This window comes from Herbaspirillum sp. FG34 (genome assembly GCF_057809315.1).
Window position 1 is genome coordinate 14735 of the sequence record NZ_JBMDJS010000005.1, and the last position, 14867, is coordinate 29601.

Annotated in this window: 12 protein-coding genes and 1 tRNA gene; 4 read left to right on the top strand and 9 right to left on the bottom strand. The window is 59.6% G+C overall.

The features are described 5' to 3' along the window. Positions 1–37: 37 nt before the first annotated feature. The gene (gene trmB, locus ACODSZ_RS08010; protein ID WP_008325264.1) at positions 38–757 is read right to left on the bottom strand and encodes a tRNA (guanosine(46)-N7)-methyltransferase TrmB; all 720 of its coding nucleotides are present in this window, start codon (positions 755–757) and stop codon (positions 38–40) included. Between the two features lie 81 nt (positions 758–838). Further along, positions 839–912, bottom strand: a tRNA-Gly gene (locus ACODSZ_RS08015). Positions 913–945: 33 nt separating this feature from the next. On the opposite strand from ACODSZ_RS08015, the gene ACODSZ_RS08020 reads away from it, so the two are divergent. Continuing rightward, positions 946–3561 carry a P-loop NTPase gene (locus ACODSZ_RS08020; RefSeq protein WP_488927363.1) on the top strand — a complete coding sequence of 872 codons (2616 nt, stop codon included), beginning with the start codon at positions 946–948 and terminating at the stop codon, positions 3559–3561. Between the two features lie 183 nt (positions 3562–3744). Here the strand turns inward: ACODSZ_RS08020 and ACODSZ_RS08025 are convergent, their stop codons facing one another. From ACODSZ_RS08025 to ACODSZ_RS08035, 3 genes are all read right to left on the bottom strand, one after another. Continuing rightward, the gene (locus ACODSZ_RS08025; RefSeq protein ID WP_488927364.1) at positions 3745–3939 is read right to left on the bottom strand and encodes a hypothetical protein; all 195 of its coding nucleotides are present in this window, start codon (positions 3937–3939) and stop codon (positions 3745–3747) included. Positions 3940–4021: 82 nt separating this feature from the next. Next, positions 4022–4675: an alanyl-tRNA editing protein gene (locus tag ACODSZ_RS08030; protein ID WP_488927365.1), complete on the bottom strand. Its 654-nt coding sequence runs from the start codon at positions 4673–4675 to the stop codon at positions 4022–4024. A 126-nt stretch (positions 4676–4801) separates the two neighbouring features. Then, on the bottom strand, positions 4802–7741 hold the full coding sequence (locus ACODSZ_RS08035; RefSeq protein WP_488927366.1) for an HD domain-containing phosphohydrolase: 2940 nt from the start codon (positions 7739–7741) through the stop codon (positions 4802–4804). A gap of 417 nt (positions 7742–8158) precedes the next feature. Here ACODSZ_RS08035 and ACODSZ_RS08040 point away from each other — a divergent pair, with 417 nt between their 5' ends. After that, positions 8159–8368 carry a cold-shock protein gene (locus tag ACODSZ_RS08040; RefSeq protein ID WP_006461922.1) on the top strand — a complete coding sequence of 70 codons (210 nt, stop codon included), beginning with the start codon at positions 8159–8161 and terminating at the stop codon, positions 8366–8368. Between the two features lie 532 nt (positions 8369–8900). On the opposite strand, the gene ACODSZ_RS08045 is transcribed toward ACODSZ_RS08040, so the two are convergent. Then, positions 8901–10946: a transketolase family protein gene (locus ACODSZ_RS08045; protein ID WP_488927459.1), complete on the bottom strand. Its 2046-nt coding sequence runs from the start codon at positions 10944–10946 to the stop codon at positions 8901–8903. An 86-nt stretch (positions 10947–11032) separates the two neighbouring features. After that, positions 11033–11920 (bottom strand): LysR substrate-binding domain-containing protein, encoded by an 888-nt coding sequence (locus ACODSZ_RS08050; protein ID WP_175344289.1) that lies wholly within the window; start codon positions 11918–11920, stop codon positions 11033–11035. A 283-nt stretch (positions 11921–12203) separates the two neighbouring features. On the opposite strand from ACODSZ_RS08050, the gene ACODSZ_RS08055 reads away from it, so the two are divergent. Further along, a complete protein-coding gene (locus ACODSZ_RS08055) occupies positions 12204–12953 on the top strand; it encodes an SDR family NAD(P)-dependent oxidoreductase (RefSeq protein WP_488927367.1) in 750 nt (249 codons plus the stop codon). Between the two features lie 84 nt (positions 12954–13037). Continuing rightward, on the top strand, positions 13038–14075 hold the full coding sequence (locus ACODSZ_RS08060) for a TRAP transporter substrate-binding protein (RefSeq protein WP_175344287.1): 1038 nt from the start codon (positions 13038–13040) through the stop codon (positions 14073–14075). 42 nt (positions 14076–14117) lie between these two features. Here ACODSZ_RS08060 and ACODSZ_RS08065 read toward each other — a convergent pair whose 3' ends face one another. Together ACODSZ_RS08065 and ACODSZ_RS08070 are read right to left on the bottom strand one after the other, a co-directional pair. Next, a complete protein-coding gene (locus ACODSZ_RS08065; RefSeq protein ID WP_008325281.1) occupies positions 14118–14273 on the bottom strand; it encodes a hypothetical protein in 156 nt (51 codons plus the stop codon). A 266-nt stretch (positions 14274–14539) separates the two neighbouring features. Continuing rightward, positions 14540–14749, bottom strand: coding sequence for a hypothetical protein (locus tag ACODSZ_RS08070; protein WP_008325282.1), 210 nt, complete (start codon positions 14747–14749; stop codon positions 14540–14542). Positions 14750–14867: the final 118 nt, after the last annotated feature.

Here is a 14867-nt window from a genome sequence, read left to right on the forward strand (position 1 = left end):
ATGCCGTTTTTCATGGGGCCGGGGGAGGGCGAATCGATCAGGCGCGCTTTTCGAACACCAGATCCCACACGCCATGACCCAGACGCAGGCCGCGGTTTTCGAACTTGGTGGTATCGCGGTAATGCGGACGCGGGACGTAGCCGGACGGATCGGTCGCGGTATTTTTCAGGGTCGGTTCGGCCGACAGGACTTCGAGCATCTGGATGGCATATTCTTCCCAGTCGGTGGCGCAGTGGAGGTAGCCACCGGGGGCCAGGCGGGTGCTGATCAGTTGCACCAGGGGCGACTGGATCAGGCGGCGCTTGTTGTGGCGCGCCTTGTGCCAGGGATCGGGGAAGAACACATGCACGCCGGCCAGGGACTCGGGGGCGATCATGTTGGTGAGCACTTCGACGGCATCGTGCTGGATGATGCGGACGTTTTCCAGCTGGCCTTCGCCGATCAGCTTGAGGTAGCTGCCCACGCCGGGGGTATGGACTTCGACGCCGATGAAGTTTTTCTCGGGCATCAGGGCCGAGATCTTGGCGCTGGTTTCGCCCATGCCGAAGCCGATTTCGAGGATGGTCGGTGCCTGGCGTGCGAAGGTGGCATCCAGGTCCAGCGGGGCCTTGTCGTAGGGGACGAGGAAGCGCGGTCCGAGTTCTTCCAGTGCGCGTCCTTGCGCGACCGACACGCGCCCGGCGCGGGTGACGAAACTGCGGATGCGGCGCTCGCTGGGATCGTAGAACAGCGGCTTGCCGGATTTGTTTTCAGACATGGATGACTCGAAGCAATTGAGGCGCGGCCCGCACAGTCGCGCCGGTCAGGGACGGGCGAAGAGGGCCGCAGGGAAGCGATCTGGAGCGGGTGAAGGGGATCGAACCCTCGTCTTAAGCTTGGGAAGCTTCTGCTCTACCATTGAGCTACACCCGCACAACGGGCATTTTACATAGCTTCTGATCTTACATGCAAACGCTGAACGGGCGCGCATCACGCCGCTGGACTCTATATCCGAGATTGATTTTGAAATATCCCCCGATTTTGATTGCGGATATACAGCGTCCTGAAAGTGAAAATTTATTCCCAAAAATATGGCAAAATTGCCCTTGCAAAATTAAAAATATTATTAATTTACGGTTAAAAAGGGTTGCTGCTATGCTAGGGGAAGATGATCTGTCGCGTTTGAAGGACTCCCTGTTTTCCGGGAGATATAATCTTTTAGTAGGTGCAGGTATTTCACTGGATAGCTCAGAAAAGAACGGAGAGAAACAGCTCCCATCGGGAGGTTCCCTTTTAGACGAATTGGCGACCTTGAAGATGGTGAAGAACAGGCCCCTGACCAAGGTATATCAGCTTTTGTCTGAAGCTGAGATAAAGCGATTTCTAACAGATCGTTTTTCCCATACGCGGCCTGGGGCCACTGTCAGGTTGCTTCCTGATTTTATTTGGAATCAAGTCTACACCTTCAATATTGATGATGCGCTTGAAACCGCATATCAAGAAAATGCCTCCCCCAAGCAAAAAGCTGTTGCGATTAATTTTAATGATCCATTCACGAATCCCAAACCGTCCGAGCACCTCCAGATAGTTCATTTGCATGGCTACAGCCGGCAGCCTGATGTAGGTTATGTTTTTGCTCAAACGGAGTACGCCCGGATATCAAAAACTCAAAATCCTTGGATGATGGTGTTGTCTCAAACGCTCGCTACTGAACCGTTTATCATCTCTGGGACATCTTTATCAGAGCCCGACCTCGAATATTATCTAAGCTTTCGAACCGATCGATCTGGACGTTCCGATCGCGGGCCGTCGATTTTAGTAGAGCCGTTTCCCGATTCTGTTACGGAAAGCGACTGCGTCCGACATGGTTTGATTTTGGTAAAGGCTACGCTAATTGAATTCTTGAACTGGCTAAAATTGAAATTGGGAGAGCTTCCGACTTTGGAAACCGTTGTGTTGCCTGATGTCGAGAAGTTGTTCGAAGAGAGTTTGCCAGCAATTTCGAAAATCTCTTTCTTCTCATCGGTCGAGTTAGTTCAACCGGTTGCGGGGAAGGGGGCTAAGGATCATTCTGGTTTCTTCTTTGGACAACCTCCAACTTGGCAAGATTTGGAAGCTGATGTTGACATTGGCACCGCGAGCACTGGAAATCTAGTTAACAAAGTCAAATTCTTTTTGGAAGGCGGAGCGTCCCCTTCCAGAGCTCTTGCTTTGATTGGGGAGCCGGGAACCGGGAAAACTACTAATCTGAGAAGGGTGGCATACGATTTAGTCAAAGACGGTAGGACTGTGTTTTTTCTTAAGCGGCATGCAGATGTGAACTATGACGATATGCTTCAATGCTTTCGAGCTATTGTCGGTCGTTGCGTGCTATTTGCGGACGGTGCTGCCGAAAATGTTAATTTCTTAAGATTGTTATTAGAAAAAGAAGATCTGGCCGATAAGCTGTTTTTGGTTTTTGCGGAGCGCGATTATCGCAAGGCTCATGTTCTAGCTAACTTAGAAGAATTTAATGTTGAGTACTTGGAGGTCCCTCCTTGGAAAGCGCACACCTATTTTCAACTTATCGAGAGTTTTAGAGATTCTGGATTGCTAGCAGCGTCTGATGCTGTGAAAGATCCAGATGCCTCTGCTAGACGTCTTTCATCAGAGCCCGTTGCTATTGGGGCTTGTAGACTTTTAAATAGTTTCAGACCGTTCGAGCAAGTGGTTCAGTCTTTATGGATTGACTCTTCTGTTGTTCAGCGGAAAATTTATTTGACTGTGGCCTTGGCGGAATTCTGTGTGCCAGATGGGATTAAGTATTCGTTGTTGAGAGCGACGCAAAGAACTGACGATATCGTGCAACTGTTTGGTAGCGCTTGTGCTTTGCCTTTAGGATACTGTGATGATGATAATGACTATATTCTTCCGCTTAATGCGACCATCGGAGAACGCATATTGGATTTGTCTTCGCGAATCGCGCCTGGGATTTTGCTAGAAGTTTTTGTCGAATTAGGTAACGTAATTGCTCCGTACGTCAACAGGCGAACAATCATAGCTCGTACATCAGAGGCGAGATTGTCGGGACGGTTGTTTCACGCGGAAGATGTTGTGACTAAATTCTTGGGTGAGGAGGCAGAGCAGTTCTACATTCGAACAAAAAAAAATTGGCAATGGAATTCTAGATATTGGGAGCAGAGAGCATTGGAGCTGGCTGGAAGGAATTTACCTATTGCGATACAGCATGCTCGCCAAGCAGTTGCTATTGAAGGGCATCCTTTCCCTTGGACTACGCTTGCCTCATTGCTTATAAAGAAAATGAACGGCGATCCGCTCGGGCGTGACCAAGCATTTACTGAAGCATTCGATTATCTGATTAAGGCGCTTGATTTTGATTCGCAGAAATTACGTAGACATAGTGGTCATGCCTATGTCGCGCTTTTTAGAGGGACCGATAGATTCATCGAATTGGGAGGTGTTTTGAGCAAAGTTACAAAGCAGGAGGTTTTATCAAGGATGAGCGACGCGGAACGGTTATTAAGGAAAAACTCTTCCGTGCAAAGCGCGATATTGAGGTTAAGGGAGCGATTCACACTTTAATTTTTTCTCTAACCCAATGTTGGTGTGATGAGCCTGAAGAAGATCTCTCTAAGAATATGCCGCAGAAGTCGTTAACAAGTGAGTTTGAATGCGCTCACCTAGTCGCCGCCGACGCGCTTGGAGGGTCATGCTCTAATTTCGAATAGACATGGTTCATTTTTTAGTTTGCGATCTTGCTAGGTATTAGTTCGCTCCGCACTTCAGGAGATTCAGACATGATCGTACCCGCTTGTCCACCACACCGCCCGTGGCGTTGTCTACCGTGACGTGGATGCCGCTGCACCGTTCAAAGTCGGCCGCCACCGTGCGCACGATGGGCGTGATGGCGCCGGCGGCAAGCACCTTGAGCTCCGCCGATGAAGCCAGCAGCGGGATCAAGGAAAGGGCCGCAAAAATCTGTTGAAGATGCCTCTCTCTTTCTCTTTTCCACGTTCGGATCGACGCATGCAGGCATCTGTGCTCACGCCTGCCCAACCTCATCCAACAGAATCTCGATGCGCTCCTTGCCGCGCCCGGTGTTCTTGCGCTTGAGCCGTATCGTTCCCACTTCGGCAGTGGTGCGAGGGTGCGTACCGCCGCAGGCCATGCGCGCAAATCCTTCCACTTCCCAGTAACGCCGCCCGGCCGCTTCGTCGCTGAAGGCCGTGACGATGGGCCGGTCCGCCGCCACCAGTTGCCGCGCCGCCGCCTCGATGGCCGGGAACAGCGGGGCCAGGCTGGTTTCGCTGGCGAAGTCCACCCGCGCCTTGTCCACGGCAATATGCGCGCCGATGCGTTCGATGCCGGGACGCATCTGGTAGACCAGCTGCAACACCATCTCGGCCGCGAAGTGCAGGCGCATCAGGCGATAGCGCCGCATCCAGTCGATCTGCAGGCGAACCGCATCGCCGACCTGAAGTCCATGGCCCGATGGCAGCGTGTAGACAATGTCTTGCTCGCGCTTCTCCGCCTGCAGCACGGGATGGCCGCCCAGCGTACCGACGTCACTCTCCTGCCCACCGGAAAAAGCGAAAAAGATCGTCTGCGCCACTTGGACCTGGTCCCCATCAACGGCGCTGATCATCGTATCGAGTTCGGTCTGGTAGGGAGCGGACCAGAAAATTTTGCAAGTCATGATCGGGAGCACACGGCAACAGTTGATCGGTACGGCACATCGGCGCAAGTGTGTCACGCGCGAGACGCCAAACACAGGTGCACAAATTCTACGCTGAAAGCGGACTCACGCTTCGCATCACGGGATTCAGGCAGGCTGCGGATCAAGCAGGTCTTCAATGGCCGCAATATCCACCGCATCCCGCTGCTCCGCCCTCAGCAGTTCATCGGCATAACTGCGCCACAAGCCACTGTGCAGGAAGTAGCGGAACAGCTCCGTATCCAGGTGCTGCTCCCGGCACATCCTGGCCATGATGCGCAGCGATTCCGACAAGGTCTTGGCCGGCTTGTAAGGACGGTCCGCCGCGGTCAGCGCTTCGAAGACGTCGGCCAGCGCCATCACCCTGTCCTGCAAGGGCAGTTCGGCTGCGCGCAGGCGGCGCGGATAACCGCTGCCATCCATCTTCTCGTGATGATTGGCAGCGGTATCGGGCACACTCTTGAGCGAGTCCGGCCACGGCAGGCGCTTCAACATCACCAGCGTCTGCACGATGTGGTTGTTGATGGCGAAGCGGTCTTCCTCGGTCAGCGTGCCGCGCCGTACCGTCAGGTTGTGCAGCTCGCCCATGTTCTGCCGGACCTGCGGCAAGCGCATGTCGAAGCCCAGAGTATTGCGCGGATCGCCCCGTTCAACCGGCGGGCGGTGCCCCTCTTCCCAGGCCACCTCGTGCTCGGGACGATCGGCCAGCAACTGCTCGGTGCAGGGAAGCACCTGCTGCACCTGAGCGCCACGCGCGGCGGCGAGCCGCCGGCTCTCTTCGTCAGCCAGACCCAGGCTGTCATCGAAATGACGCTGCCAGGTCTGCGTGGCAATCTGGCGCAGGCGTGCGATGGCCTCGTCCGACATGGCCTCGCCGCCAACATTGCACTGCGCGACAAAGGCAAAATCCTCGCGCAACTGCTGTCGGCGCTGTTGCAGCTGCACGCGCCAAGCTTCGGCCTGGGCCGGGGGCAGGGTGGTGTAGAGCTCGCGCAGCAGATCCAGTTCGGCATCGCGCCACAGAACCTCGAAGCGCATGCGCACTTCATGGATGCGGTTGTGGATCACTTCCAGCTTGGTGGCCTTGTCCACGATGTGCTCGGGACTGGTGACCTTGCCGCAGTCGTGCAGCAGCGCGGCCAGCTGGAAGGCATAGCGCTGGTCTTCGTCGAGCCGGAAGTCGGCATAGCGGCCCTGTTCTTCCTGCGCCAGCCGGTCCACCAGCTGGATGGCCAGGTGCGGTACCCGCTCGCAGTGGCCACCGGTGTAGGGACTCTTGGCATCGATGGCATCGGCCATGAGACGGATCAGGGACTCCAGCAGCGCCTTTTGTGCGGCGATCAGCTGACGTGTCTCGATGGCCACGGCCAGCATGCCTGAAAGACGCCGCGCAAAGGCCAGGAAGCGCGGATCCTCGTGGGCGCTGTCATGGGCGTGCATGAGCACCAGCAGACCTTCAAGCGAGCCATTGCGGCCACGCAGGTCCAGTTCCACGCGCAGGCGGCCATCCTCGGTCTCGCGTGCTTCAAGTGCACAAGCAGCCCCGGCAGCCTCTGCGCCCTGCTCGTCATAAGCCATGCTGTCGGCCAGGCCGCATTGCTGGCCATAGGCCGCAGCCCGCTGCATCTGGCTGCCCTCGCGCTGCCACAGATAGACCGCGCCACCGTCGCAGCGCGTGGCCTGCACGAACTTCTCCAGCACCTGCTGCAGCATTTCTTCGACATGCGTCTCGGTACTGAGGATGGCGCTGATGTCGAGGAAAGCTTCTACCGTCAGACTCACGTGGTCCACCATGTCGGTGAGCATGTTGATCTCGCGCAGGGTGCTGCGACGCCGGTTCTGGATGCGGAAGTCGAAGCGCGACATGCGTCCGGCCCGCAGGGCGAGTCGCTCCATGCTGCGGCCGATGGCGCGTCCGGCCCACCACCCCAATGGCAGGAAGGCCAGCACCACCAGAAAGGCCACCAGTACCAGGGTCTTGCGATTGCGGTCGAGCTGGCCCAGCAGCTCGTCGCCGGGGGCTGCAATGAGCAGTTTGAGGGCATGGCCGTCGATGACATTGAAGGGCAATGACAGACCCAGCCACTCCCGTCCGCCCACGCTGTAGAGCGTGCTGGTCTGGCCATCCCGTGCGCGCTCGGCCAGGTGCGACAGGCTCGGTACATCCAGCTCCGGCAGGCCCCGGAAACGGAAGTTCTCGCCGTCCTGCTCCAGTACGCGCGCCATGTCGCTGTAGGCGATCACGCGCTGGTTCTCGTCCACCAGCGCCAGCTCACTGTGGGGCGTCAGGCGCAGGTTGCCCAGACTGGCGGCGAGGTCATCGAGTGTCATGTCGATGGCCACCACGGCATCGGTGTTGCGGGCACGCTGCGACAGGCTGATACCGATCTGGCGCGTGGTGAAAAATACGTAAGGGGCCGAGATGGAGGGGATCAGCGAACGGTCCGCCGTGGCGTACCAGGGGCGCGTGCGCGGGTCGAAGCGATAGCCGGCCTCGTCGCGCAGGCTCAGTAGTTTCAGCTCGGCGTCGTAGAAGCGGTATTGCCCGTGCTGCGCACCGTGGGCATCGTGCACGATGGTCTGCACGAGGAAAGCCGATGCAGTCGGCGCGGAGAAGAAAGCGCGCTGCTCCGCACCCCGCAGCGAGCGCACCAGCAGGAAGTCGCCATTGGGATAGCCCACGTAGACCGCCGACACCAGCGGATTGGCAACCAGGTCGATGGAGAAGGCCGCGATGCGCGTGAGGCGCTCATCAAGCCGGGTGGATTCGGTGATCGGATCGAAGGCCAGCTGGCGCAGCGTGGCCACGGCAGGGTCGATGATGCGTCGCGAGCGCTCGGTCATGATGCGTCCGGCATCCTCGGCGGAACGCTCGGCCATGTCCAGCAGCACCTGGCGTGCCCCCCACCAGCCTACTGAGACCAGCACCACCGCCAGCAGGACCATGCCCGCCATCACCAGTGCGGAAATGCCGAAGCGCACCGGCAGACCAGGCACGGTGGCGTCGTCATCAGAGGGATCAAACAAGGGGCGTTCGGGAAGGGGCATCGAGCACGCAGTGACTGGGTGACATGCAGCGGAACCCGCGATGCCATCGGCGCCGCCCACCCACCGGCGCACAACGGGACACGGCCTCTTTTATCTCCGCGTCAATATACCGGAATTACGTTGGGCCAGCAAAAAGCGGTCACGCGGCGTCTGCGGGCGTGGCCCGGTGGCGGCGACACGCTGGACATGCCGACAGAAAAACCACACATTTATCAACAGATCACGGCACGTTGTAGCAATTGGTGTACAATACGATTTGTACTTGCATCAAGTTGTATTCTTGTTGGTTCCAATTCCGCCTGACTGTCGTTCCCTCCTCGGTCGTTCTGTTTTCTTTCCTTCGGTTTCAGTTCTTGGTTTCAAGTGCCTTCCAGGCAGATGCCTTCATTCGTCCCAAACTTTCCAAAGGAAACAAACATGAGCACTCAAACCGGCGTAGTCAAATGGTTCAACGATGCCAAGGGCTTCGGCTTCATCACTCCTGATGCCGGCGGTGCCGACGTCTTCGCGCACTTCCAGGACATCCAGTCCAACGGCTTCCGCAGCCTGTCGGAAAACCAGCGCGTGTCCTTCGACCGCGGTGTCGGCCCCAAGGGTGAAAAGGCCACCAACATCAAGGTCATCTAAGACCGCGATTTTCGCGCAAGCGAAGCAGGATATCCCCGCTGTCCGCGCCTGAACGTCCCCGGAATTCCATACGCTCCAGGGACCAGGTCGGCAGACTCCGCAGCCCTTTCATGTCGGCGCGAATTCTTTCGCAGACGCTCACCTGGCAGATAGCCAGGGAGGGTCGGTTCCGAAGGAGAGGGCAGCGCAGGGCGCCGCCCTTGCCAGAGACTCCCCTGTGGCCGTGCAGATAGCGCGGACAGGTGAACTTTGACGGCAGGGGCGCGTCGATCACGGCGCAAGCCGTGTAGCAAATAGTTAATTAATCGCTCGTAGAAGCGTGACACCGGACCGCACCAACGGCGGCTTCCGGACCACAACACGAACACCTGGATTGAGTCCGGCACCGGCCAGATAGGCCGGGCGGGACACTCTTGCAGCACCTGGCAGATCGCCAGGGTCATGAGGGAATCCAGCGTTAATCAATGAACGGCCCATCTGGTTTCAGATGGGCTTTTTGCGTTCTGGAAACAATATAAACGATATAAATGGTTTATGTAGCCAGTCTGTGTGGACCATCCAGCAGCTGCAAAGCCTGCGCCACCACCGCCTCCGGCGTGATCCCGAAATGCCGGTACAGCACATCGGCCGGTCCCGGTGCGCCGAATCCCGTCATGCCGACGAAACCACCGCGCTCCCCCAGGTAGCGATCCCAGCCAAAGCGCAGCGCCGCCTCTATCCCCACGCGCACCGTATCACTGCCCAGCACGGCGTGACGATAGTGGCTGTCCTGCTGGTCGAACAATTCCCAACATGGCAGTGAGACCACCGCCGTAGCCACGCCACGGGCTTCGAGCAGATCGCGCGCAGCGCAGGCGATGGCGACCTCCGAGCCAGTGGCCAGCAAGGTGACCTGGCGCGCCCCGCATTGCGCCTCTGCCAGCACATAGCCGCCGCGCGCACTCAGATTGCTCACCTCGAAACGCTTGCGTACCGGCGGCAAGCTTTGTCGAGCCAACACCATGCTCACCGGCCCGCTCCGGTGCTGCATGGCGACTTCCCAGCATTCCACCACCTCGCTGGCATCGGCCGGACGCATCACCAGCATGTTGGGCATGGCGCGCAGCGCGGCGAGGATTTCCACCGGCTGATGTGTCGGCCCGTTCTTGCCGATGCCAATGGAGTCATGGCTGAACACGAACTTGACCGGCAAGCCCATCAACGCGGCCATGCGCATGGCCGGGCGTTCGTAATCCGAGAAGGCCAGATAGGTCACGGCCAGCGGGATCACGCCGCCATGCGCGGCCATGCCATTGGCCATGGCGCCCATCACATGTTCACGCACCCCGCAATGCACGTAGGCACCGCTGCGGTCGGCGGCAGTAAAGGCGTTGAGCGAACCCTTGTGCGCGGTGGGTGCTTCGAGATCGGCGCAGCCGACCATGCGTTCCGGGATCACTTCGGCCAGCAACTGGTTGAGGGCGGCCGAGATCAGGATGCCGCCTTGCGCCTGCGCGGGCTCATGCGCGGTGCGTTTGAATTGCAGCAACACGTCCTGCCATCGGTCGGGCAAGTCACCGCGCAGGAGGCGTTCGAATTCGGCGCGTTGTGTCGCCGGTAGGGCCTGCAGACGCCGCTGCCAGGCCGCATGTTCATCGCGATGGCGCTGACCGAATCCGCGCCACGGCGAGAGGATCTCCGGTGGAATCTCGAAGGGCGCATGCGGCCATTGCAGCAGCGCGCGTGCGGCCTGGGCATCCTCCGGATACAGGCGGGCACTGTGACCGCCGCGCTGGCCCTGCACGCGCGGGATACCACGTCCGATGACGGTACGGCAGGCGATCATCGAAGGCCGGTCCGAGGCGTGTGCGGCATCCAGTGCGCGCGAGACGGCATCGATATCGTGCCCGTCCACTTCCACCACATGCCAGCCCGCCACGCGGAAGCGCTCGGCCACGTTCTCGCTGATGGAGAGCTCGGTGGCGCCATCGTCGGTGATCTGGTTGTCGTCCCACAGCAGGGTGAGCTTGGACAGACGCAGGTGACCGGCCAGCGAAATCATTTCCTGTCCGATGCCTTCCTGCAGGCAGCCGTCGCCGACGAAGGCATAGGTGCGATGGTTGACGATGTCGTCGCCGAAACGCGCATTCAGATAAGCCTCGGCCACGGCCATGCCCAGGGCATTGGCGATGCCCTGGCCGAGCGGACCGGTGGTGACTTCGATGCCCAGATGCGGCGCGTATTCCGGATGGCCGGCGCAGTGCGAGCCGAACTCGCGGAAGTTGCGCAGTTCCTCCAGCGTGATGTGTTCGTAACCGGTGAGGTAGAGCAGGCTGTAGAGCAGCATCGAGCCGTGACCATTGGAGAGCACCACGCGGTCGCGGTCAGGCCAGGTCGGGTCGTCCGCATGAAAGCGCAGATGGCGCGCATACAGGGCCGTGGCGATCTCGGCCATGCCCAGCGGAACGCCCTGGTGGCCCTCGGTGGCACGCACGATGGCATCGATGGACAGGAAGCGGATGGCATGCGCCAGCGGCTGCAGGGGATGTGGGGTCATGACAGCAAGGCGCGCCGACCCGGTGGCGGGGCGGTGCGTCAGTCTCCGTTGTAATGGTGGAGGCTTATTCTTGGCGCGCAGTGCACATGCAGGCAAGCGATGAAAATTCAGGCTTGGCTGAATTGGCTTCAACTAGGCGAAATCGTTCCGCTCTCTTCGCGCAACCACTGCAGGAACAGCACCACCTCAGGCCGCGACTTGTTGCGCGCCGGACAGACCGCGAAGTGTTGCGTGATCTCCAGTGTCATGCCCTCGGCAAACACCGGCTGCAGGCGAGTGCTGGCCAGATGGCCGGCACCGAAGGCGTTGCTCTCGAAGACCACGCCCAATCCCTGTACCGCCGCTTCGATGCTCATCATGGCGCGGTCGAAGCGCAGTGCGATGCGTTCCGGGCGCAGGTCCGGTGCGTAGCGGGCAAACCATTCCGGCCATTGCAGCAGACTGCCGCGCGACTGGATCAGCGGTGCCAGCACCAGGTCTTCCGGTGTCTCGATGCGGTGACGCGCGAGGAAGTCCGGGCTGGCCATCGGAATCACCTGCTCCGACAATACCGGTTCGATTTCCAGATCCGGCCAGTGCGGCACGCCACAGCGGATATCCAGGTCCACCTGTCCGATCTCGAAATCGGATATTTCCGGCGAGGCCGACAAGCCGAAGGCAATCTCCGGATGGCGCTGCGTGAAGCGGCCGATGCGCGGCATCAGCCAGAGACTGGCAAAGCTGGGACTGGAGTGGATCTGCAGCGAATTCTCCACACCATGCCGCAGATCGTCGGTGGCCGAATTGATCGCACCGAGCGCACCGGCCACCCGGTTGAGATAGCTCTGCCCTGCCGGCGTGAGTTCCACCCCCTTGGTGGAGCGCTCGAACAGACGCAGCCCCAGCAGCTTTTCCAGTCGCGCGACCTGGTGGCTGATGGCCGAGGGCGTCAGGTGCAGTTCGGCAGCGGCAAGGTTGAAACTCTTCCTGCGCGCGATCGCCTCGAAGGCCATCAGGGAGGTCAATGGAGGAATCATGGTGTCTCGGTTTTTTGCTCTTGTGAAGGATTCTGCTGCGCTACAGCATGCACCGGCGTGGGCGTGCGGCCGATTTTAGCGCATCGATGCGGCAGATGAAGCTTCGTCACATTTCCATGACAAAGCATCACTTGTCGGCGTCGGATGAAAGTTCGAAGATCGCCGCCAGAACAACAGGCAGACACCCATCCACGAGTGCCATTGCACCGGAAGCCGCCAGCCTGCTAGGTGGCGCAGGTCTTCGCTGTTGCTCGTTCGCATGTCACTTTCAGGAGACCACACCATGCTGCTCAAGAACAAAGTCGCCGTCATCACCGGCGGCGCCGGCCTCAACGGCCTGGGATTTTCCACCGCGCGCCTGATGGCCGCACAAGGCGCACGCGTCGTCATCCTCGATCTGGAACGCGCCGAGCCCTCGACGGCAGCGGCTCGCCTGGGCGAGGGTCATCTGGGCCTGGTGGCCGACGTCACCGACAAGGCGTCCTGCGAGGCGGCGGCGCAGGCCGTGCTGCAGCAGTTCGGTCGCATCGACATCCTGGTCAACAATGCCGGTATCACCCAGCCGGCCAAGTTCCTCGACATCAGCGGCAAGGACTACGACCGTATCCTCGACGTCAGCCTGCGCGGCACGCTCTACATGTCACAGGCCGTATTGCCGGCCATGCGCGCGCAGCAGAGCGGTTCCATCGTGTGCATCTCCTCGGTGTCGGCCCAGCGCGGTGGCGGCATTCTGGGCGGTCCGCACTATTCGGCGGCCAAGGCCGGGGTACTGGGGCTGGCGCGCGCCATGGCGCGCGAGTTCGGACCGGAAGGCATCCGCGTCAATTGCGTCACGCCAGGTCTCATCTCGACCGACATCAACAAGGACATCCTGAGCGCGGAGAAAAAGGCCGAGATCGCCCAGACCATTCCCCTGGGCCGCCTGGGCGGGCCGGAGGATGTGGGCGGCGTATGCGTGTTCCTGGCCAGCGACCTGTCGCAGTACTGCACCGGCATCACGCTGGATGTCAACGGCGGCATGCTGATCCATTGAGTTGTTCTGGCGCCGGCGTAGCGGCCGGCGCGGCTTCATCGATTCCCACCATGAGTTCTAAAAAAAAACGACAGGAGACAGAAGATGAAAGACGAGATCGCATCCAAGAAAATCCACCGCCGCCAGGTATTGAAGGCGGGCGCCGTGGCCGCAGCATTGCCGCTGTTTTCCATTCTCACGCGGCCGGCCAGTGCGGCCGAGTTTACTTATAAATTCGCCACCGGCCAGGACCCGTCCCACCCGGTCAACAAACGCGCCCAGGAAGCCATCGACCGCATCCGCAATGCCACCAACGGACGCATGGAGATCAAGCTGTTTCCGGCCAACCAGCTGGGGTCGGATACCGACCTGATGTCGCAGATCCGCAATGGCGGCGTGGAGTTCTTCAATCAGGCCAACACGGTGCTCTCCACCCTGGTGCCGGCAGCCGGCATCGTCAATACCGGCTTTGCCTTCCAGGATTACGCCGCCGTCTGGAAAGCCATGGATGGCGCCCTGGGGGCCCATGTGCGCGCACAGATCGAGAAGGTCGGCCTGTTGGCCATGTCCAAGCCCTGGGATAATGGTTTTCGCGAGATCACCACCTCGACCAGGCCGATCAGGAGTGCTGCCGACGTCAAGGGCCTGAAGCTGCGCGTGCCGGCGGCACCGATGCTGACCTCGCTGTTTTCGGCGCTGGGTGCGAGCCCCACACCGATCAACTTCAACGAGGTCTATTCCTCGCTGCAAACCAAGCTGGTGGAAGGGCAGGAAAATCCCCTGGCCATCATCAGCACTGCGCGCCTGTACGAAGTACAGAAATTCTGCACGCTGTCCAATCACGTATGGGATGCCTACTGGATCCTGGGTAATCGTCGCGCCTTTGAAAGGCTGCCCAAGGACATCCAGGAAATCGTGCGCCGTGAACTCGACCAGGCCGCTACCGATGAGCGTGCCGACATCGCCACCTTCTCCGGGATGGCGCGCAATGACCTGGCGGGCAAGGGTTTGCAGATCATCGAGGCCGACAAGGATTCGTTCAAGCAGGCGCTGGCGCAGGCCAACTTCTACAAGGACATGCGTGCCAAGTTCGGCGAAGACGCCTGGAAACTGCTGGAAGGCAGCGTAGGGGCGCTGGGCTGAAATGAAAAAGGCCGGACGATGGTCCGGCCGCTCGTATCGCGCTCAGCGCGGCCCGCCACCGTGGCCGCCATCGCCCCAGCCGCCGCGTGGCCCACCTCCGCCGCCCGGTCCCGGACCGCAGAACCAGGGGGCGCAGACGCAGCCACCCAGTGTGGTCAGCAGCAGTGCTGCTGCCAGCAGTGTCGTCAATCGTTTCATGGTCAACCTCATGCAAAGAAAAGGAAAGAGATGCAGTGAGGCAGCATTGAACACCGACAGTTTGCTAAGCGCAGTCAGGCAATTGCAACAAAGGATGTCGACACCTTTCGCACAGGCTCAGTCAACACCGTGCACGTGCTCCTTGTCCATGTGCGCAGCTCCCGGTGAAAACGGATGGCCAGCAGAGAGGCTTCGGGCTGGCGGTCAGTCGCAAAGCGGGGATGATTGCATGGCGCCATTCCTGCGCCATGCTGCTGTACTCAGGATCAGGCCGAGGTATCGATGATGTTGCCGATGGCCTTGATGCCCGAACTCACGCTGTCGGCCACCGAGTGGGCGGCCGAGGAAACGGCATCGACCGTGGTGTCGTAGGCGCTCTCGATGTCATCACCGACTTCGGAGGCGACATTCTTGATCGGCTGGATGATGGTGTTGTAGAAGCTGCTGTTGCTGGAGGAGACCGAAGATACGCTCATGTGAAACTCCCTTGTAGTAGGTAGGCAGCCGGCATCCCCCTCTGGTGAGGGAGATGCGGACAGGAGTTCATCATAGGCAAGCGCGCCGCCCCTGCAAAGGTGCGGACAGCCCTGCAAC